Origin of the sequence: Phenylobacterium sp. NIBR 498073 (genome assembly GCF_027286305.1) — a bacterium.
Lineage (GTDB): Bacteria > Pseudomonadota > Alphaproteobacteria > Caulobacterales > Caulobacteraceae > Phenylobacterium.
Map to the genome: position 1 here is coordinate 3,261,997 of NZ_CP114599.1, position 20,475 is coordinate 3,282,471.

Genomic DNA, 20,475 nt, shown 5'->3' on the forward strand with positions numbered 1-20,475 from the left:
GCGCCGCCCTTGGCGAAAGGGCCAGCGGCCCTTTCGGTTCCCGATCAGGACCGACCGGCGGCCCTGGGGGTGACGACGGCGGCCGATGTCGCCTTCTCGGCGGGCTTGTCCGTCGCCGGCGCCTTGTCGGTGGTCGGGACCACGGGCCTGTCGGCCGGCGCGCCCGACTTGCGGTTTTCCAGGAAGCGCTGCTGCGCGGCCAGGATCCACAGATAAGGCAGCACGGCCTCTTCGGCGAAGCGATAGCCGCGGCCGAACTCGTCGTCGTGGGCCTCCAGCAGCACGTGCTTGGCGGCCAGGTCTTCGAGCGTCGCCTTGAAGCTCGAGGCGTTGGCCACGCTCGGATAGAGCGCGTCCACGTCGCGGTCGTCGAAACGGCCGTTGTTGAAGATCGCCGCGCCGGCCATCACGCCCAGCACATGGCGCACGCCGCTCTTGGCCGCCTGGTCAATCTGAACCAGCGAATGCTTGGAGATCCGGCCGCGGAATTCGGTCAGCGCCTGGTCCACGGCCTGCGACACGTCCTCGACCGTGACGTTGGTGCGCCCCTTGTCGATCGCGGCCAGCCCCGAATGGTGGCTCAGCAGGCTGGCGAAATAGGGCGAGCCATTGGCGACGAAGACAATGAAGTCGGTGGCCGACTTGTCATAGGTCAGGCCGCTGAGCTCCTCGCCGTTCTCGACCAGGTGGTTGACCTCCGAGGCGCTCATCTTCGGCACCTGCAGAGCGAAGATGTTCCGGCGGATCGACGGGATATGTTCGACCAGTTCGGTCAGGTCCGCGGCCACGCCGGCGATCACCAGTTGGGTGCGGATCGAGCGGTCCGAGAGGTTCTTGATCAGCTCGGCGATATTGCGACGGAACTCCGGGGAGTCGCAGACATCGAATTCGTCGAGCACCACGAGCACGCGGGTGCCGGTCAGCTTGGCGAAAAGATCCGCGACCAGCCGCGGCGTCAGAGTCGTGGCCGGCAGCAGGTCGGCCAGGGTGCCGCCGCGCTCAGCCTCGTTGGTCGTCGGCGCAAAGCCGCTGTGGAACAGCAGTGGAATGTCGGCGGCGACGGCGCGGAAGATCTCGTCGAAGGTCGAGCCGGCCCCGCAGGAGCAATAGACCACGATGTAGCGGGCCTCTTCGGCCGCCTGGGTCAGCACATGCACCAGCGAGGTCTTACCGATGCCCCGCTCGCCGTACATGATCACGTGGACGCGCTGGTCCTCGATCGACCGGATCAGCGTCGTCAGCACGTCCAGACGACCGGCGAACATCCGGCGGTCGGTGATCGGCTGCGAGGGCGTGAACGCGCTGCGCAGCTTGATCCGCGCGCTGGCGAAACGGTCGTTCAGGCGCGGGCTCAGCTGGTCGCCGGCCATGGACTGGAAGCGCGGAAACGCCGAGTCAGTCTGCTTTTTGACCGGGATGCCCTCGCGCGGCGCCGGCGGCGCTGCGAAGACGAGGTTCGGCTGGGGGTTCGTGGCGGCTTTCGGCTTACGCCCGAAAGAGCGCGCCATCACGCTATTGATCCAACTCACGGCGCCTCCAAGCACGCATGCTGCGGTGCATCTGCGATATCGACGGTCTACGACCGCAGGTTTGAACCCGCCACCCGTAAACACGCCGATTGTGGCGAAATCTTAAACCGGTCCGAGTTGAGTCAACGTTAATCGCCAGCTCTGCTCGACAAGCTCTACTGAACAACTTCTCGCCGCCGGCCCTCCTGGCCGCGGGCGAGCCGCTCCAACACCTTCTCCGAGACCTTGTAGGCCCCCACCCCCAGCGCGACCGACACCGCCACGATCAACGGCACGTTCTGCACGTGCAGAACGTGCAGGAAGCCGTGCACCGGCACGCCGTGGGTCAGGTAGATATAGAAGCTCGCCGCCGCGATCAGGCCAACAAAGCCGTGCAGCAGGTTAGGCAGGAAAATTCGCGGCGCCCATAGGATCAGGCCCGCCGCGGACGCCAGCCACAGGGCGTGGGTCACGTTGGCAGGATACTGGAAGTGCTCCCAGATCGCCTGCGGCCCTGCGAACTGCAGCGCCGCGATCACCAGACACACCAGGGTCAGCAGCAGCTTGCGCGGGACGGTCGTGGCCCGGTGCAGGCACCACCCGAACGCCAACAGATAGAACACGGCGTCGGGCGTGCGCTCCAGCAAGTACTCGTGCGGCATGATCAAGGAGGCGATCACCCGGACGGCCAGCGCCGCGGCCAGCAGCGCAAGGCCAAAATCCCAAGGTCGTCGCACCGCGAACCGACGCACCGGCCCGATGGCGAACAACGCCGCGAAGATCAGCATGCATTGGAGCAGCGCCTCCAGGAACCAGTACGGCTCCAGGAAGCTGCCGAAGCGGCCGAAAAAGTTGCTCACCAACAGCAGCGACGGAACGTCGAAGGTCTTTTCGGAGATCAGGTAGAGGCAGAGGATCACGTAGTAGGGTGCGATGATCCTCTGGAAGAAGGTGGCCAGCATCGAGCGCCCCCCGCCGTCGTTGAGGCGTGAGCCCTGGTAGCGGGACAAATTGTAGCCTGAGAGCAACAGCAGCACATGCGCGCTGCCGCCGATCGGCCAGGCCGAGGCGTGCGAGATCACCACGCTGATGATCGCAGCCGCCCGAATGGCGACCTCCGACTCGACGCCGCGCAGGCTGAAGACCCCGCGGCGGCGGGTGACAGCCTTGTCGGCCAGCGCCTGCAGGTCGGCGATGCTCGTCTCTTCCCACCGCTCCGGCAGGAAGCCCAGACGCCCCTCGATGTCGAGCGACAGCGCCACATAGCCCAGGGAGTCGCCGCCCAGGCTGACGAAGCTGTCCGCTGGGGTGATGGCCGCCCGCGGGAAGGCGCGGCGAAACGCGCTCTCGATGGCCCTGCCCCCGCCGCCCCGGGCCGGCGGTCGGCGCGACGGCGCAGCCCGCGCCGCGGCCAACAGCGCCTGATAGTCCATCTTGCCCGAACTCAGGGTCGGCAACTCGTCATAGCCGATCGCCACGATGCCGGAGACGGGTAGCGACAACACCTGTGACAGACCTTCGGCCACGACCTGCGGCTCGGCGGCGACCACGCCCACCGCCAGCATTTCGTCGTCGCCGGTGACGATCGCGCTCACACCCTGCCGCCGCAGCTGGTCTTCGACCTCATCGAAGCTGATGCGCAGCCCGAACAGCTTGGAGAACCGGGTCTTGCGCCCCACGATCCGATAGAGGCCCTGCGCATCGCGCATCGCCAGGTCGCCGGTCGGAAGCTCGGACAGCTCGCGCCCCTTGGCCAGGTCCGCCTCGACCAGCGCATAGCCCGACATCACGTTGGCGCCGCGGTACACCAGCTCGCCCCGAACCTCCGCACCTTCCACGACCCCGCCGGCCTCGTCGACGAGATGAAAGGCGCCCCCCGGGATCGCCATCCCGATGCAGCCCGGATTGTCCAACAGCAGCTCGGGCGGCACATAGGCCATCCGCGCCGTCGCCTCGGTCTGGCCATACATGACGAAGAAGCGCACGCCCGTCCCTCGCGCCCACTCGGCGTAGGTCCGCGCCGTCTCCGGCGGCAGGCGCCCGCCAGCCTGGGTCATCGTCCGCAGCGAGGGTAGCCGGCGGAGCCGCAAGCCGATGCGCTCGAAAAGCTCGTAGGTATAGGGAACCCCGGCCAGGGAGGTCGCCTCCTCGGCCGCGAAGAAGTCCCAGAACGCATCATCGACCACCGAGCGAGCGGTCAGCAGGATCGCACCGCCTGCCGCCAGGTGCGAATTCACGACCGACAACCCATAGCTATAGTGGATCGGCAGGGTGGTGATCGCCCGGTCGTCTGACGTCAGGCCCAGATACTCACCGATCGACTTCGCGTTGGCGTCGACCGCGGTGCGATCCAGGCGCACCAGTTTGGCCGCACCGGTCGAGCCCGAGGTCGAGAGCAGCACCGCCAGATCGGGATGCAGGTTCCGCGCACCGGGCGCGCCGGGCTCAGCGACCCAGCGCGCGCCGTCCTTACGGAAACGGACGCTTGGCCGATAGATCTCAATGGTCCGCTGCGACTGTCCGGCGCCGCCGTCGCCGGCCATGATCACCGGATGCCCGTGACGCAGCGCCGCGATGTAAGCGACCAACGGGGCCAGTTCATTGGCCGCCTCGATCAGCAGCAGGTGCCGCCCCGGCGGCAGGCTGGCGGCGAACTCGTCGGCGCGGGCGGCGAGCTCAATGTAACTGAGACGCTCGCCGGCGTCGGTGGCCACCGCCAACGCGTGGCCATGCGCCTCAAGGCGTCCGGCGAACGTGGCCGTGAGCGGGATGGACGGAGCGGCAATATCGGACGCACTCAACGGTTCGGCCCCCGCCTGTCTGGTCTGGCCGCGTCGTCAGCCCCATGCCTTGCGCGACCGAAGGGGATATGCCGGACGCGAGGTCCGGTCAGAACTTCAAGTTGAACGGCTTCAGGACATAAGCAACATAGGCCAGAACCGCGACGATGATCGCGAAGGCCGCCGCTCCATACCCTTCATTACCGACATAGTTGGCCAGCGCGCAGCCAATGCACGCCGGCAGATACTGATAGATATTATCCCTCGGCTCTTCCTGAGCTGTCGACCTGTGCAGAAATAGGACGATCAAAGCGCCGAAGATCGCGACCGTGACCCAATCGTAGATAGTCTGCAAGACACCAGCCCCTAAGCAATACTGTTAATTTCGAGCAGCCACGCCCCTGCACAATTCGGGCCAGACCGGAGGTCGCAACGGCAGGATAGCCGAATCCGGAACATCGCTACGCGAAAATAACTTGCAGATGATGAACCCGGACGACGCCCCGATCCAGCCCCGAGATGATCGCCGGCGGCGGGACGTCGCCAACGCCGGATCGGCCGGCTAGCGGAAGATCAGCCGCTTCGAGGCGGCGAAATTCAGGAACAGCCCGGCCGCCGAGCCCGCCGCAACGCCAACATAGGGGAGGTAGGCCAGCAACTCGGCGCGGCCTGCGAGCATCACCGCGCCCTGATGCAAAACGGCGACATAGACGGCGAAATTGACTAGGCCGCCAACCGCATTGACGCTCAGAAACTTCAGCCATTGGCCAAGCAGTCCGCCGCCGCGCGCCTCCCGGAACGTGTAGAGGCGATTGCAACCCCAAGTGAACGTAGCGGCGACAAGAAACGAGAAGATGCGCCCGCCATAGAGATTGAGCGACAACGCGTTCAGCGCGAACCAAAGCGCGCCCATATCGACGAACAGGCCGAAGAAGCCGATCGTCGTGAACCTCACAAACTCGCCGACTACAACGGCGTATCCACCACTGGCCTTAATGGCACACCCCCTCGCCCGCCGTATCGTCACACAAACAGCAGCAACGCTTGACGTTCCTGCTGACAATCGTCATGGCGCTACCAGAAATTGAAGCTAGACTGTTAAGAAGATCGCGCTAAGCGCCTAGTCGTTACATTTTTCAAACCGCCGCGGACTCCCTGCATGATCGATACCAACGCCACGCGGATCCAGGCCGCCTTGAGCCTCGACGTGACGGACGCCGGATCCTGGGGCGCGGCGAAGGCGATCATCTACCTCAGCTTGGCGGGCCTACTGCTCTCGGTCGTGGCGCTGATCAACCATTTTCCGGTGATCTTCTTCGACACGAGCAACTACATCGACCGCGCCAGCGCCGTGATGAAGCTGCTGCTGGGAAGCTCCACCGCCGCCCAGGAGATCGGGGTCGCCATGTCGGGCGCCGGAAAGCCGACCACGGGGGAGACCTATAGCAACCCCTTCTTCCTGCGGCCCTTCACCTACAGCGCCTTCCTGATCCCGTTCGCCACCCCGCTCACTTTCCTGTTGGTCCCGTTCGCGCACGGCGTGCTGTCGGCCTATGTGATCCGGCGGCTGCTGGTCGCCGTGGGCCTCGCCTCGACCGCCGCCTTCGCCGCCTGCATCCTGCTGCTGACCGGCTTCTCGAGCTTGCCGGTCACCGCGGCCTACGTGATGCCCGACGTCTTCACCGGCCTGCTCATCGCGTTCTCGTTCGCCGTGGTGCAGGGCTGGGAGCGCCGTTCGGCCTGGGGACGGCTGTTTGACACCGGCCTCATGACCTTCCTGGTCGCAGTGCATCTGAGCCACATCCCCATCACTCTGGCGATTGCGGTGATGTTCTTGCTGTCGCTGGCGGTGTTCCGCGGGGCCTTCCGCGCGCCCTATATTCTCGGGGGCGTCGTCGTCCCGCTGATCGTCGCGCCGCTGGTCCTGATCGCCTCGAACGTCGCGGTGGCCGGAAAGCCGGTGATCTCGGAGAGCTCCTCCCTCTTCCTGCTCGCGCGGTTCGTCGGCGACGGCGTCACCGAGCAGTACCTGCGCACCGCGTGCCCGCAGAAGGACTACGTCCTCTGCTCCGAACTCGACCGCCTGAAAGACGCCGACCGCCACGGCTCGGTCTCCGACTACTTCCTCTGGGACAAGGACGGGACGGTCTCGCGCCTGTCGAACCCCCGCCTCGTCGACGAGGCTCCGGAACTGAACCGCGAAACGCTCCGCGCCTATCCGGGCCAGATCACGATGAACGCGATCGGCAACACCATCGACCAGTTGCTGACTTTCCAGATCGACGACGACATCAACAATCCGCCCGCCGCGTTCGTCACCCAATCGATCGCCAGCGTCTCGCCCGCCCTGGCCGATCAGTACCTGAACTCGCTGCAGTCGCACGGCGTCTTCCCGTTGGAGATCGCCCGCGGCCTCGCCAACGCCGGCCTCATCGCCTCGCTGGCGGTGATCGGCTACATCGCCGCGTTCCGGCGCCAGCTGATCGACCGTCGGCTGTGGCTTCTGGGACTGTTCGCCCTGGCCGGGATCGCCGAGAACGCCCTGGCGATCGGCGCGCTGTCCGAGGTGCACAATCGCTATCAGAGCCGGGTCATGTGGCTGGTTCCCCTGGTCGCCATCATCTTTGCGGCCAGCGTGATCTCGAAGCTTCGTCAGGGAAGCGCAGCGAGCACCGCGCCGGCCCACGCCTTGAGCTGACCCGCCGCCGTTGGCCCGCGCCTTGCAGCCGATCGGATCGGCCGCGCCCGGCGCGTCGCCACCGTCCCGTCACCCACTCGCGTTTGCATAGAGTTCATTCATGTTCCAAGGCGACACGCTTGAGAAACAGGCCCGTAACGCTGTCCTCTATGCGGCCTCCAATTTCGACCTCAGCAACGGCAAGGTCTGGATCGTAATCCCCTGCTACAAGGTCAAGGCGCACATCGCGCGCGTGATCGACGCTGTCCCGGAATGGGTCGAGGGCGTGGTCTGCGTCGACGACAAGTGCCCGGACGGCAGCGCCGACTTCATTGAAAGCACAATCGCCGATCCCCGCGTGGTCGTGCTGCGTCTGCCTCAGAACCGCGGCGTCGGCGGCGCGGTGATGGCCGGCTACCTTGAGGCCGAGCGCCGCGGCGCCCGCACGGTGGTCAAGGTCGACGGCGACGACCAGATGGACCTGGCCTACCTGCCCCAACTGGTGGCTCCGATCCTGCTCGGCGAGGCCGACTACACCAAGGGCAACCGCTTCACCTCGATCAGCCACATTTCGGAGATGCCGCGCATCCGCATCTTCGGCAACGCCGCGCTGAGCTTCCTCGCCAAGCTGTCGACTGGCTACTGGAACATCTTCGACCCGACCAACGGCTACACCGCGATCGACGCCAGCCTGATCCCGCGGTTGGCGACCCGGCGCGTGGCCCAGCGGTTCTTCTTCGAAACCGACGTCCTTTACCATCTTGGGACGCTGCGGGCGGTCGCCCGCGACATCCCCATCCCGGCCAAGTACGGCGACGAAGTCAGCAACCTGAAGATCACCTCGATCATCGGGCCGTTCGCGCTCAAGCACCTGAAGAACCTGGTGAAGCGGATCATCGGCCAGTATTTCGTGCGCGACTTCAACGTGGCCACGCTGGAATTCCTCTTCGGCCTGGCTTTCCTCGGCTTCGGCAGCACCTATGCGCTGCGCTGGTTCCTGGTCCGCGCGCCGGGCGAAGACGCGTCCGCCGGGATCGTCATGGCCGCGGCCCTGCCGATCATCGTGGGGGCCCAACTGCTGCTTCAGGCGATGAACTTCGACGTGCTGAACGTCCCCAACCGCGCCATCCACCCCTATCTGAGGGCGATCGCGGCCATCACCAAGCAGGGCAAATCCTAAGACGGCGCGCCGAGCACCCGATCGCGACAGTCCTGAAGCGCCGCATAGGACACCCCGAACTGGCGCTCATAAAGCAGCGCCCCCTCGTGCGGGCGCTCGCCGACCCGCCCGGCCGCCAGCTGCTGGCTGCCGAACCCGCGCAGCAGGTAGGTCAGGAACATCGTGGGCCAAAGACCCAGCCAGGTCTTCCACTGCGAGGGATAGAACCGCACGCCCAGCGCAAAGCGCGCCCAGTCGGCGAGCGGTAGGCGCACGCGTCGGACGGGCCCGTTCTCGGGCAGCGGGCTGCCGGCCCGGAACAGGCGTCCGCGCAGGCCGCGGCCGCTGTAGAGGGCGAACTGGTCGACTCGCACGCCGCCGAGGTCCTGCGCCAGCCGCACGGCGATCAACGCGCAGGCGTCGTGATCGGGATGCCCGCCCTCCCAGGCCGTGACCACCAGACGGTCTAGCCCCGGAATCGCAGCCAGAGCCGCGCGGGCGGCGGCCAGGGCCGCCGGCGCACCGGCCCGCACGTCACCGTCCATGGCGCCGGTCCCTGCGCCGACATGCACGATGTCGGCCTCCGCCACGCCCTGGCTCTGCAGAAAGGCGCGGGTCTCGCCCAGCCGTCGTTGCGCCAGGTCCGCCGACGCGTAGTCGGCGACATAGAGAAACTTCTGGGCCACGCCGGCGCGGCGCTCTTCCAGGATCATCGGCAGCGCGAAATATTCGTCGTCGAAATGCGCCAGGATGTACGCCGTCGTCATCAGGCGTTCTCGACCTCGCGCACATCGGTGACGCCGGCCTCGCGCAACGCCGCCACCAGTTCGTCCAGCGCCCGCGCCAATTCTTCCGGGTCGCGGCTGCGCAGCACCAGGTTCGACCCATAGCCGCCGTCGCCGAAGAACGGATAGCTCCCCAGCGACATGTCCGGATGGGCCTTGGCCACCGCCTCCAGCGGCGCGGCGATCACCCCCTCGCCCGAGCCCTCGACCCGCACCGTGCGCGCCACGGTGACCGCGCCGCCGCGCAGGCGCCAACCCACGTCCTCCAGCATGCCGCGCATGATCGTCGGCACCCCGGCCAGCACGAAGACGTTGCCGATGGTGAAGCCGGGCGGGCCCTGCACCGGGTTCTTGACCAGCTCGCCGCCGACCGGCACCCGCGCCATCCGGCGGCGTGCGGCGTTCAGCTCCACGCCCCAGCGGGCGGTCATCATGGCGATGATCTCGGGATGCTCGATCAGCTCGACGCCGAAAGCCGCGGCCACCGCGTCGGCGGTGATGTCGTCATGGGTCGGGCCGATGCCGCCGGTGGTCACCACATAGTCGTAGCGCTCGCGCAGGGCGTTCAGCGCCGCGACGATCTCGTCCTGCACGTCGGGCACGGTCCGCGCCTCGGCCAGGTCGACGCCCAGCACGCCCAGATACCGGGCGATGTCGCGCAAGTTGGTGTCCTGCGTGCGCCCCGACAGGATCTCGTCGCCGATGATCAGCACAGCAGCGGTCACCCGGCCGTCCGTCGAACCCGCCATACGCACCTCCGCAACGCCCGCCATTGTGTCGCACCTGACTAGAGGCCCGAGCAGGCGCGCACAACCTGTCATGCGCCCGCCGCTTTGCGCAGCACCCCGCCCAGATGCTAGCCACCGCCTGCCCGACCCGTTCAAGGAACGCCCATTGGAATTCGCTCAGCCCCTGGTCCGCGGCCAGCTCGTCAGCCGCTACAAGCGCTTCTTCGCCGACGTGCTGCTCGATGATGGAACCCCGGTGACCGCGCACTGCCCCAATCCGGGGGCGATGCTCGGATTGAACGTCCCGGGCCTGCCGGTCTGGCTCTCGAAGTCGGACGATCCCAAGCGCAAGCTCGCCCACACCCTGGAGCTGGTCGAAGCCGACGGCGGCCTGGTCGGGGTCAACACCATGCATCCCAACCGCCTGGTCGCCGAGGCCCTGGCCGCCGACGCGATCCCGGAGGTCGCGGGCTACGCCGTTCACCGGCGCGAAGTGAAGTACGGCGCGGCCTCGCGCGTCGACTTCCTGCTCGAGCATGACGGCCGCCCGCCCTGCTGGCTGGAGGTCAAGAACGTCCACCTGCGCCGAGGCGGAACCCTGGCCGAGTTTCCTGACTGCGTCGCCGCCCGCTCGCTCAAGCACCTGGCCGAGCTGACGGCCATGGTCGACCAGGGCCATCGGGCGGTGATGCTGTTCGTCGTCCAGCGCACCGATTGCGACGGCTTCGCCGCCTGCGCCGACCTCGACCCCAAGTACGCCGCCGGCCTGATCGACGCGGCGCGGGCCGGGGTGGAAGTCCTGTGCTATGACTGCGATATAAGCCCCAGCGCCATCGCCATCGCCCGCCCGCTTCGCTGGCGAGACGCGGCGCTCACGGAAGCCGAAAGAGTACTGCCATGACCGACGTCCTCGAAGCAGCGCATCGCACAGGCCAGATCCGCATCCATGGGCCTGAAGGCTTTGAGGGCATGCGCGCCGCCGGCAAGCTGGCCGCCGAGTGCCTCGACATGCTGACCCCGCACGTGGTTCCCGGCGCGGTGACGGAAAAGCTCGACGACCTGGCGCGCGAGTTCATCCTCGACCACGGCGCCGTCCCGGCCTGCCTGTTCTATCGCGGCTACGGCAAGACCACCTGCATCTCGCCCAACCACATCGTCTGCCACGGCATCCCCGGCGAGCGGGTCCTGCGCGACGGCGACATCGTCAACATCGACGTCACGGTCATCGTCGACGGCTGGCACGGCGACACCAGCCGCATGTACGGCGTCGGCCCCATCGCCCCGCGCTCCAAGCGCCTGATCGACATCACCTACGAGGCGCTGCAGCGCGGCCTCGACCAGGTCAAGCCGGGCGCCCGCACCGGCGACATCGGCTACGCCATCCAGCAGTATGTGGAATCGATGCGCTGCTCGGTGGTCCGCGACTTCTGCGGCCACGGCCTGGGCAAGGTGTTCCACGACGCCCCAAACATCCTGCACTTCGGCCAGAAGGGAACCGGCGAGGTCCTCGCGCCCGGCATGTTCTTCACGATCGAGCCGATGGTGAACCTCGGCAAGTACCAGGTGAAGCTGCTCGCCGACGGCTGGACGGCGGTCACCCGCGACAAGTCGCTCTCGGCCCAGTGCGAGCATTCGATCGGGGTCACCGACGACGGCTACGAGATCTTCACCGCCTCGCCGGCCGGCCTCTTCAAACCGCCGGTCCAGGCCGACTGACGAGCGCGCGGCAGGGTTGCGAACACCCGCCGCCGCACGCCTCTTGCCAAGCCCGAACAAATGACGAACAGTGTTCGGCATGGATGGATCGCGCCACCTTGCCGAGGCCCCGCAGCCTGACCTCTGGTCGGCCGCGCCGACGCGCCCGGTCAAAGCGCCGCGGCCGCACTTCCACGGCCACCGCGAGCGGCTGCGCGAGCGCGCCGGCCGCGAGCTCGCCGCCCTGCCCGACTACGAACTGCTTGAGCTGCAGCTGTTCCGCTCGATCCCGCGCGGCGACGTCAAGCCGCTCGCCAAGGCGCTGCTGACTCGGTTCGGCTCGCTCGCCGGGGTGCTGGCCGCCTCGCCGGCCGAGCTGCGCAGCGTGCCCGGCGTGGGCGAGGCCGTCGCCTTCGACCTCAAGCTGATGGCCGAGGTCGGCCTGCGTGTCGGGCGCGCGAGGGTCGGCAAGCGGCCGGTGATCTCCTCGTGGAGCCAGCTGCTCGACTATGTGAAGCTCGGCCTCGCCCACGCCCCGCGCGAGCAGTTCCGCGTCCTCTTCCTCGACAAGAAGAACCAGCTCATCGCCGACGAGGTGATGAACCACGGCACCGTCGACCATGCCCCGGTCTATCCGCGCGAAGTCGTGCGCCGGGCGCTGGAGCTGTCGGCAAGCGCCGTGATCCTGGTGCACAACCATCCATCCGGCGACCCGACGCCGTCCCAGGCTGACATCGCCATGACCAAGGAAGTCGTCGAGGCCGCCCGCGCCCTGCGCATCGCCGTCCACGACCACCTGGTGGTCGGCCGTGACGGGACCGCCAGCTTCCGGGCGCTGGGCCTCTTCTGAAATCCGCTACAGCTACGCTTCAACGAACACCGCCTTGGGGGGCGCCCGCCATGATCCGTAAGTCTCTTCTCCTCGCCGGCGTCATGGCCCTAGCCCTGACGGGCGCGGCCGCGGCGCAAACTGAGGAGGAAAAGCCTGACCCGGTCGTTCAGGCCTGCATGGGCAAGGGCGGAGAGGCGGTCGAGGCGCGCCTGAACGCCTGCAACGAGCTCCTCGCCGACAACCTCGATGACGAGTTCCGCACGGCCGTGCTCAACCTGCGAGCGATACTCTTTGTCGAGATGGGTCTGAACGACCGGGCCCTCGCCGACGCCAGCACCGCCGCGCGCCTGAGCCCCAACGACCCCGGCTCCTACTACATTCGCGCCATCGTCCTGAACGCCATGGATGACCATAAGTTGGCCCTCGCCGACATTGGCCGCGCGATCAAGCTTGAGCCGAACAGCGGCCATTATCTGTCGATGCGCGGCCAATTGCGCGCCGCGACGGGCGACATGGCCGGCTCACTGGCCGACTATTCGCGCGCCATCGAACTGGAACCCGACGACCTCGATCACCGGCTCGATCGGGCCGCCGTTCGGCAGATGATGGACGACGACACTGGCGCCCTGGCCGATCTCGACGAGGCGGTGAGGCGATCGGACGGAGCGCCCAAGGCGCTGGTAATGCGGGGTGACTTCCTGCTCGACGCAAACCGCCTGGACGACGCTCAAGCCAGCTACGACCGCGCCCTGGCCAAGCAGGCTGACTTCGTGCCGGCGCTGATCGGGCGCGCACGCCTGGCTCAGGATCGCGGCGATCTGGCGGCGTCCAGAGCCGATCTCGACCGCGCCATCGCCCTCGATGCGACAGATCCCTACACCTATCGCTCGCGCGGCTGGCTGCGCTACCAGTCCGACGACGTGGTTGGAGCGCGCGCCGACCTTGATCGCGCCGTGGAACTGCAGGGTGATGCGGACTTGCTGTTGGATCGCGCCTCCTTCTTTGGAGGACAGAAGCAGTACGATCTGGCGTTCGCAGACATCGCCGAGGCCGAAAAGGCGCTTCCGAAGTCGGCGTCCATTCCGATGGCGCGAGCCAAGGTCTATGCTGTTCAGCAGGACTGGGCCAAAGCGCTCGCCGAGGCCGACCGGGCGGTGAAACTCGCGCCCGACGATGTCTATGCGCTCAACTCGGCCTGCTGGATTCGCGGGGAGGCGAACCGTGATCTGGAGCGGGCCGTCAATCTCTGCACCAAGGCGATCAGCGCCGAGCCCAGCAACTTCATGCCGCTCGACAGCCGCGCCTTCGCGCACCTTCGGCGCGGCGATCTCACAAAGGCGCTCGCTGACGCTGACGCGGCTCTGGCGCTGTTCCCAGCCTCGGCGGAAACGCTCTACCTGCGCGGCGTGATCAAGCTGCGCCTGGGCCAGAAGGCCGAAGGTGACGCCGACATCGCCGCCGCCCGAAAACTGCGCCCCAAGATCGAAGCCGAGTACGCCAGCTACGGCCTACTGCTCTAGTTGGTGCCCCCTCCCGGACTCGAACCGGGACGCCTTACGGCAAAGGATTTTAAGTCCTCTGCGTCTACCATTCCGCCAAGGGGGCGCCGATCGCTCGGTACACGTGATCGCGCGCCGTCCGCAAGCGCGCCGCTCAGGCTGTGGAACCTTTGGCGTCCGACTTGCTTATCTCCGTCCTGTGGTCCCGATCCGGGACGCCAGGAGGAACGCATGGGCGAACTGGCTTACGCGATCGATCCGGCCGACGACGGCTGGCGCTGGCGCTGGCGGGTGTTCGACGTCGAGGGCGAACTGGTCGCCGGCGGCGTGGAGCCCAGCCAGGCTGCGGCTGAATCCGCCGCCGTCGCCCTGTTCCACGACGGCGTCTGCGCCGCGTCCGCCATCTAGCCCTTGGCTATCCCTCCGGCAGGGCGGCGACCGCCTCGCGCAGCGCCGCCAGGCGCGGTCCGTCGGCCGGATGGGTCGACAGCACCTCCGGCGGCTGCTGCCGCGTCCCGCTCTCCGCCGCCATCCGCTCGAAGAAACGCACCGCTCCGGCCGGATCCATGCCGGCCCGCTGCGCCAGCTCGACTCCGACGCGGTCGGCCTCCAGCTCGTGATTGCGCGAATAGGGCAGGATCACCCCGTACATCGCGCCCATGCCCAAGGCGCCCGCGACCTCGCCGGCGTGTTCAGCGTATTCGCCATTGGCAAGGATCGCCTGCAGCACGTTGACGCCCACCTCGACCGCCATCTGCTGGCTGACCCGCTCGGACGGATGGCGCGCCAGCACATGGCCGACCTCGTGGCCCAGCACTCCGGCCAGTTCGTCGTCGTCCTGCACGAAGTCCAGCAACCCCTTGAACGCCCCCACCTTGCCGTTGGGCAGGACGAAGGCGTTGATCTCGGGCCGGTCGAAGACCACGAACTCCCAGGCCAGGTCCGTGCGGCCGCTGGCCTCGACGATCTTCCAGCCGATCTTCTCCAGGCGCGCCTGCGCGGCCGGGTCGGCGGCGACCGGGGTCTGAGCCCGCAGATCGCTCCACGCCTGGTCGGCCATCTGAGTCAGCGCCTCGTCCGGCACGACGGCGAACTGGCTTCGGCCAGTCTGCGTGTTCTGCGAACAGCTCGCCAGCAGCAGGCCCGCCGCCAGCAACGCCAGCAGACTGCGCGCCCGGCCGCGGGTCACGCTCACGTCTCCGCCCGCGCCGCCGCTTCCCATTCGCGGAATTCAGGCGTCGCCAGCAGCCGCGTCGCATAGGCGCCGCACGTCCCGTCGTCGCCATAGTCGGACAGATGCACGCCATAGGTCCGGAACCGCGTCGCCACGGGGGTGTAGAACGCATCGGCGATCGACCATTCGCCCGCCAGGAACGGTCCGCCCGAACGGCCCAGCAGGTCCGACCACAGCGCGACGATACGGCGCACGTTCTTCTGGGTGGCCTCCGACAGGCTCGTCACCTTCGGTTCGGCCTCCAGCGCCATCGGGCATTCTCCGCGCAGCGACTGGAAGCCGGAGTGCATTTCCGACGCCGCCGCGCGGGCCATGGCGCGCATCGCCGGGTCGTCCGGCCACAGCTTCGCCGCAGGAAATTTTTCGGCCAGGTATTCGCAGATGGCCAGGGAATCCCAGACGGTCAGGCCCCCGTCCTTCAGCACCGGCACCAGGCCCGACGGCGAGTGGGGCAGGATCGCCGCCTCGGTTCGTCCCTCGTCCTGGCGCAGGCCGACCAGCGTCTCGGTGAAGGTCGCACCGGTGTGCTTGAGGGCCAGCCAGGGGCGCAGCGACCACGTCGACCAGCGTTTTGTTCCGACAACCAGTTCCATAGGCCGCTCCATTTCGTTACGTCAGCCTATTGCCCAAGCCCGGGCTCCTCGTCTAGAGTGGCCCCAACAATAAGATTTCAGTTCCCAATTTTTTGCAGGAAACGCCTTTCATGACCGAGACCGTCGCGCCATCGGTTGACTCGACCGCTCCGCCGGCCGCGCCCGCGGCAAGCGCCCAGCCATACTCCGCCTCTTATACCCGGTATGCGATGTTCCTCCTTCTGGGGATCTACATCGTCAACTTCCTGGATCGCGCGGTGGTCAACATCCTGGCCGAGCCGATCAAGAACGACCTGGGCCTCCACGACTGGCAACTCGGCCTGATGAGCGGCCTGGCCTTCGCCATCTTCTACACCGTCCTCGGCATTCCGATCGCCCGGATGGCCGAGCGCAAGAACCGCCCGATCATCATCGGCACCGCCGTCGCCGTCTGGTCCGGCTTCACCGCCCTGTCAGGCATGGCTCAGAACTTCGCCCAGCTGGTTCTGTTCCGCATCGGCGTCGGCGTCGGCGAGGCGGGCTGCACCCCGCCCGCCCACTCGCTGATCGCCGACTACGTGCCGAAGGAAAAGCGCGCCTCGGCCCTGGCCTTCTATTCGATGGGCACCCCGCTCGGCGGCCTGCTCGGCCTGGTGATGGGCGGCCTGATCGCCGACGCCTACGGCTGGCGCGTGGCCTTCTTCGTGGCCGGCGCGCCGGGCATTCTCTTCGCCCTGCTCTGCTGGTTCACCCTCAAGGAGCCGCGCAAGCAGATCGCCCAGCACTCGGCCGCGATCCAGGCGACCCAGGCCACCTTCGGCGAGACCCTGAAGTACCTGGGCACCAAGAAGACCTTCTGGCTCATCGCGCTCGGCGCGGCGATCAAGGCGTTCATCGGCTACGGCCACGCCCCGTTCACCGCCTCGTTCTTCCTGCGCGTCCACGGCGAAGAGGTCGCGGGCCTGGCCTCGATGTTCAACCTCCAATCCATCGGCTTCCTGGGCCTTGCCCTGGGGCTGATGGGCGGCACCGCCGGCGCCATCTCGGCCTATCTCGGCGGCCAGATCGCCGACCGCTACGCCAAGAAGGACCTGCGCGGCTACGTGTCGGTCCCGGCCATCGCCTCGCTGCTGGCCGTGCCGATCTACATCATCGCCGTCAGCGTTCCGTCGGCCTCGATCGCCCTGTGGATCCTGGTGATCAACGGCCTGCTCGGCTCGCTCTGGTACGGCCCGGTCTACGCCATCGGCCAGTCGATCGTGCCGCCGCACATGCGCGCCACCACCTCGGCCATCCTGTTGTTCACGATCAACCTGATCGGCCTGGGCCTCGGCCCGCTGGCGGTCGGCATCCTGTCCGACATCATGAGCAACGGCGTCGGCCTCGGCTCGGCCCAGGGCGTGCGCTGGGCGCTGATGCTGTCGACCTGCTTCGGCTTCGTCGCGTTCGGCCTGTTCTGGATGGCCCGCAAGACGATCCGCGAAGAACTGGTCAGCTAAGACCCAGCGCGGGGGCGCTCCGGCGCCCCCGCGACCTCGCTCCGCCAGTGGAGCGTCGCCGCCTCAGGGCTGCAGGAACATCAGCCAGATCGCGGTCGCCGCGAAGATCACGCCGAACACCAGGTTCAGCCATCGCGCCCGCCGCACCGGCCGCCCAGTCGCCGCCTGGATCAGGAACACCGCCGCGGCCAGGGCGCAGCCGGCCCCGGCCAGCCAGAACTTGGCCGGCGGCGCGACGAAGATCGCTCCCGCCACCATCGCCAGCGCCACGGTCCGCCCGATCAGTTCAGGCGCCAGTCGCCTGCCGTTCCCGCCGCCGTCCGCCGCCATCGTCGCCCTCACTCGCAAACTACGCCGCCGGTGTGCCACGCGCGCCACCGGCCGCAAAGTGCAAGCCTGGCCCCGAAACCTTCCCATGCGGAAGCCTTCACCGAACCGTCATCTGTGGCTTTGGCGCCATGGCGCGGCCCGAGGCGATCTCATAGAATCCTGACCGAACACCCGCGAGGGTGGAATCGCGCCAAATCCCGAGGGGGGAAATGATCTCCAAGCGTTCCGGCTTGCTCTGTGCAAGCGCCCTGGCCAGCGTCATGGCCATCTACGCTGCGCCCGCCGCCGCCCAGGACACCGAAGTCTCTGAAGTCGTCATCACCGGCTCGCGCATCGCGCGCCAGGACTACGTGTCCGAAAGCCCGATCGTCACCCTGGGCCAGGAACGCATCACCCAGGCCGGCATGGTCACGGTCGAGAACACCCTGAACCAGCTGCCGCAGTTCGTGCCGTCTAACGGCGCGGGCACCAACACCACCAACTTCGTCTCCACGCCGGGCCAGGCCTACGCCAACCTGCGCGGCCTCGGGCCGACGCGTACCCTGGTGCTGGTCGACGGCCGCCGGATGGTCGCCGGCAACCCCAACGCCGTGGTCGACCTGAACACCATTCCGACCTTCCTGGTCGACAGCGTCGAGACCATCACCGGCGGCGCTTCGGCCGTCTACGGTTCGGACGCCATCGCCGGGGTCGTGAACTTCAAGCTCAAGAAGGACTTCGAGGGCCTGGTCATCGACGCCCAGCTGGGCGCCACCGACGAGAACGACGCCGGTCAGCAGAGCTTCTCGATCGGCTATGGCCACAACTTCGCCGGCGGCCGCGGCAACATCTCGGCCGGCGTCAGCTATGACCGCCGCGAGGGCCTGGTGGCCTCCGACCGCGACTGGTCGGCGATCGGCTATTCGGTGCTGACCACCGGCCTGACGCCTTCCGGCGCGGCGACGATTCCCGACGGCCGCTTCGATCCGTCGTCGAACGCCGGCGGCGCCGCCAACCTGCCGACCCAGGCGGCGATGGACGCGGTCTTCGCCAAGTACGGCCTGGCTCCGGGCAGCGTCGCCCGCGGCGCCAACCTGTCGTTCAACGCCGACGGCACCCTGTTCTCGACCTCTCCGGTGCGCAACTACCGCGGCGAGCAGATGCCCGGCTTCTCGGCCAGCAGCTACACCTTCAACAGCGCCGACTACCGCTACCTCAACCTGCCGCTGGACCGCTGGTCGCTCTACGCCGCCGGCCGCTACGACCTGACCGACAGCATCGAGGCCTACGGCACGGTCAGCTACACGACCTACGACGTCTCGCGCCAGCTCGGCCCGGCCTCGGCCTCGGACGGCGCCTTCCCCGGCCCCGACATCGTGGTGCCGACCACCAACCCGTTCATCCCGGCCGACCTCAAGGCGCTGCTGGACTCGCGCGCCAACCCCACCGCCGCCTTCTATCCGCGCCGCGCCTTCAACGAGGTCGGCGGCCGCCTGTCCAACAACACCTACGAGACCTACCAGCTCGTCGCCGGCCTGCGCGGCGACGTCGGCTTCAAGGACTGGAAGTGGGACGTCTACGCCGCCTATGGCGAGATGAACCACACCGAGAACCAGCACGGCAACGTCAGCCGCGCGGCCATGCGCGAACTGACTTTCGCCCATGACGGCGGCGTGGCGATCTGCGGCGGCTTCAACATCTTCGGCGCCGGCAAGGTCAGCCCTGGCTGCGCGGCCTACATCGCCCGCGAAGTCACCAACGAGACCAAGATCCAGCAGACCGTGCTCGAAGGCTTCGTCACCGGCTCGGTGTTCGACCTGCCCGCCGGGGCCGTGAAATTCTCGGCCGGCGCCCAGTACCGCAAGGACGAGGTCGGCTACTCGCCGGACCTGCTGCTCCAGGGCCCGGACATCGTCGGCTTCAACCCGGCGGTGCCGATCAACGGCGACATCTCCTCGACCGAGGCTTACGCCGAACTGCTGGTGCCGATCCTCGCCCAGGCGCCCTTCGCCTACAGCCTCGACCTGTCGCTGGGCGGCCGCATCGCCGATTACAACACCACCGGCACGATCAACGCCTACAAGGCCGACCTAACCTGGCGTCCGGTCGAGAGCCTGATGGTCCGCGGCGGCTATCAGCGCGCGGTCCGCGCCCCGAACGTCGCCGAGCTCTACTCCCCGCAGTCGTTGGGCTTCTCGGGCATCGGCACGCCGGGCCTGGCCACCACCGCGGGCGATCCCTGCGACGTGCGCTCGTCGTTCCGCAACGGCGGAAGCGCCGCGGCGGTCCGCGCGCTCTGCGTCGCTCAGGGCGTTTCGACCGGCATCGTCGACACCTTCCAGCAGGCTTCGACCCAGGTGGAGATCCTGGCCGGCGGCAATCCGGACCTGTCGGAGGAGAAGTCCGACAGCTTCACCCTCGGCGCGGTCTGGACGCCCAAGTTCGACGCGCCGCTCCTGCGTCGCTTCAGCGTCAGCCTTGACTACTACAAGATCGAGCTGGAGGACGTGATCGGGAACCTCTCGGTGCAAACCATCGTCGGCGAGTGTTTCAACACCGGCGGCGCCAACCCGACCTTCGACAACTCCAACTTCTACTGCCAGCAGTTCAGCCGCATCCCGAACGGCAACATCACCGGCGTGCTGACCACCCAGGTCAACCTCGCCGCCTGGAAGACTTCGGGCTACGACGCCCAGATCGACTGGGGCTTCGACCTGGCCGACCTCGGCCTGCCGGACGGAGCCGGCGCGCTGGACTTCAACCTGGTGGTCTCCAAGCTGGAGAGCTTCGAGCGGCAGGCGCGGCCCGGCGCAGCCTTCCTGCAGAACGCCGGCACCATCGGCGGCGAACTGTCGGGCGGCGCCTATCCGGAATGGAAGTCGGCGATGTCGGCGACCTATTCCGTCGGCCCGGCCAAGGTCACCCTACGTTGGCGCCACATCGACGCCATGACCGACTTCCGCAACGTGCCGGTGTTCTCGCCGACCGCGGTCAACACGCCCGACTACGACCTGTTCGACCTGACTGGGACCTGGCGGTTCGACGAACGGGTGACCATGCGCGCCGGCGTCAACAACCTCGGCGACAAGGACCCGCCCTTCTACACGTCGTACTCCAACTCCAACACCGACCCCTCGACCTACGACGTCCTGGGCCGCCGGTTCTTCGTGGGCGTCACCGCCCGCTTCTAGTCCTGGC

18 protein-coding genes and 1 tRNA gene are annotated in these 20,475 nt (G+C 67.6%); 9 read left to right on the top strand and 10 right to left on the bottom strand.

The window, feature by feature from the left end; genetic code table 11:
- Positions 1-44 precede the first annotated feature (44 nt).
- The 4 genes from O4N75_RS16340 to O4N75_RS16355 all read right to left on the bottom strand — a co-directional run bounded on the left by O4N75_RS16340 (position 45) and on the right by O4N75_RS16355 (position 5,243).
- Complete coding sequence (locus O4N75_RS16340; RefSeq protein ID WP_269626523.1) at positions 45-1,529, bottom strand: ATP-binding protein; 1,485 nt, start codon at positions 1,527-1,529, stop codon at positions 45-47.
- A gap of 155 nt (positions 1,530-1,684) precedes the next feature.
- Positions 1,685-4,222: an AMP-binding protein gene (locus tag O4N75_RS16345; RefSeq protein ID WP_269626524.1), complete on the bottom strand. Its 2,538-nt coding sequence runs from the start codon at positions 4,220-4,222 to the stop codon at positions 1,685-1,687.
- 175 nt (positions 4,223-4,397) lie between these two features.
- Positions 4,398-4,643, bottom strand: a complete 246-nt coding sequence (locus O4N75_RS16350; protein ID WP_267230407.1) for an XrtV sorting system accessory protein — start codon at positions 4,641-4,643, stop codon at positions 4,398-4,400.
- A gap of 207 nt (positions 4,644-4,850) precedes the next feature.
- Positions 4,851-5,243, bottom strand: coding sequence for a GtrA family protein (locus tag O4N75_RS16355; protein WP_269626525.1), 393 nt, complete (start codon positions 5,241-5,243; stop codon positions 4,851-4,853).
- Between the two features lie 204 nt (positions 5,244-5,447).
- On the opposite strand from O4N75_RS16355, the gene O4N75_RS16360 reads away from it, so the two are divergent.
- A complete protein-coding gene (locus O4N75_RS16360; protein WP_269626526.1) occupies positions 5,448-6,986 on the top strand; it encodes a hypothetical protein in 1,539 nt (512 codons plus the stop codon).
- Between the two features lie 100 nt (positions 6,987-7,086).
- Entirely contained in the window at positions 7,087-8,145 is a 1,059-nt protein-coding gene (locus O4N75_RS16365) for a glycosyltransferase family 2 protein (RefSeq protein ID WP_269626527.1), read from the top strand.
- Here the strand turns inward: O4N75_RS16365 and O4N75_RS16370 are convergent.
- Together O4N75_RS16370 and O4N75_RS16375 are read right to left on the bottom strand one after the other, a co-directional pair.
- The gene (locus O4N75_RS16370; protein WP_269626528.1) at positions 8,142-8,891 is read right to left on the bottom strand and encodes a hypothetical protein; all 750 of its coding nucleotides are present in this window, start codon (positions 8,889-8,891) and stop codon (positions 8,142-8,144) included. The two genes, O4N75_RS16365 and O4N75_RS16370, sit on opposite strands and share 4 nt — an antisense overlap.
- On the bottom strand, positions 8,891-9,658 hold the full coding sequence (locus O4N75_RS16375; protein ID WP_269626529.1) for a competence/damage-inducible protein A: 768 nt from the start codon (positions 9,656-9,658) through the stop codon (positions 8,891-8,893). Before O4N75_RS16375 ends, O4N75_RS16370 begins: the two co-directional genes overlap by 1 nt.
- A 145-nt stretch (positions 9,659-9,803) precedes the next feature.
- Here O4N75_RS16375 and sfsA point away from each other — a divergent pair, with 145 nt between their 5' ends.
- From sfsA to O4N75_RS16395, 4 genes are all read left to right on the top strand, one after another.
- A complete protein-coding gene (gene sfsA / locus O4N75_RS16380) occupies positions 9,804-10,538 on the top strand; it encodes a DNA/RNA nuclease SfsA (protein ID WP_269626530.1) in 735 nt (244 codons plus the stop codon).
- Positions 10,535-11,353: a type I methionyl aminopeptidase gene (gene map / locus O4N75_RS16385; protein WP_269626531.1), complete on the top strand. Its 819-nt coding sequence runs from the start codon at positions 10,535-10,537 to the stop codon at positions 11,351-11,353. Before sfsA ends, map begins: the two co-directional genes overlap by 4 nt.
- Before the next feature lie 79 nt (positions 11,354-11,432).
- The gene (radC, locus tag O4N75_RS16390; protein WP_269626532.1) at positions 11,433-12,182 is read left to right on the top strand and encodes a DNA repair protein RadC; all 750 of its coding nucleotides are present in this window, start codon (positions 11,433-11,435) and stop codon (positions 12,180-12,182) included.
- A 50-nt stretch (positions 12,183-12,232) separates the two neighbouring features.
- Entirely contained in the window at positions 12,233-13,684 is a 1,452-nt protein-coding gene (locus O4N75_RS16395; protein WP_269626533.1) for a tetratricopeptide repeat protein, read from the top strand.
- Position 13,685: 1 nt separating this feature from the next.
- Here the strand turns inward: O4N75_RS16395 and O4N75_RS16400 are convergent.
- Positions 13,686-13,769 (bottom strand) — tRNA-Leu (locus O4N75_RS16400).
- 125 nt (positions 13,770-13,894) lie between these two features.
- Between O4N75_RS16400 and O4N75_RS16405 the strand changes: the two genes are divergently transcribed.
- Complete coding sequence (locus O4N75_RS16405) at positions 13,895-14,071, top strand: hypothetical protein (protein ID WP_269626534.1); 177 nt, start codon at positions 13,895-13,897, stop codon at positions 14,069-14,071.
- Between the two features lie 7 nt (positions 14,072-14,078).
- Here the strand turns inward: O4N75_RS16405 and O4N75_RS16410 are convergent, their stop codons facing one another.
- Both O4N75_RS16410 and O4N75_RS16415 read right to left on the bottom strand, forming a co-directional pair.
- Positions 14,079-14,858 carry a M48 family metallopeptidase gene (locus O4N75_RS16410; RefSeq protein ID WP_269626535.1) on the bottom strand — a complete coding sequence of 260 codons (780 nt, stop codon included), beginning with the start codon at positions 14,856-14,858 and terminating at the stop codon, positions 14,079-14,081.
- Entirely contained in the window at positions 14,855-15,490 is a 636-nt protein-coding gene (locus O4N75_RS16415) for a glutathione S-transferase family protein (protein ID WP_269626536.1), read from the bottom strand. The genes O4N75_RS16410 and O4N75_RS16415 overlap by 4 nt, the downstream gene beginning before the upstream one ends.
- A 209-nt stretch (positions 15,491-15,699) precedes the next feature.
- Here O4N75_RS16415 and O4N75_RS16420 point away from each other — a divergent pair, with 209 nt between their 5' ends.
- On the top strand, positions 15,700-16,968 hold the full coding sequence (locus tag O4N75_RS16420; RefSeq protein WP_269626537.1) for an MFS transporter: 1,269 nt from the start codon (positions 15,700-15,702) through the stop codon (positions 16,966-16,968).
- 63 nt (positions 16,969-17,031) lie between these two features.
- Here the strand turns inward: O4N75_RS16420 and O4N75_RS16425 are convergent, their stop codons facing one another.
- A complete protein-coding gene (locus tag O4N75_RS16425) occupies positions 17,032-17,298 on the bottom strand; it encodes a hypothetical protein (RefSeq protein WP_269626538.1) in 267 nt (88 codons plus the stop codon).
- 209 nt (positions 17,299-17,507) lie between these two features.
- Here O4N75_RS16425 and O4N75_RS16430 point away from each other — a divergent pair, with 209 nt between their 5' ends.
- A complete protein-coding gene (locus O4N75_RS16430; RefSeq protein WP_269626539.1) occupies positions 17,508-20,468 on the top strand; it encodes a TonB-dependent receptor in 2,961 nt (986 codons plus the stop codon).
- Positions 20,469-20,475 lie beyond the last annotated feature (7 nt).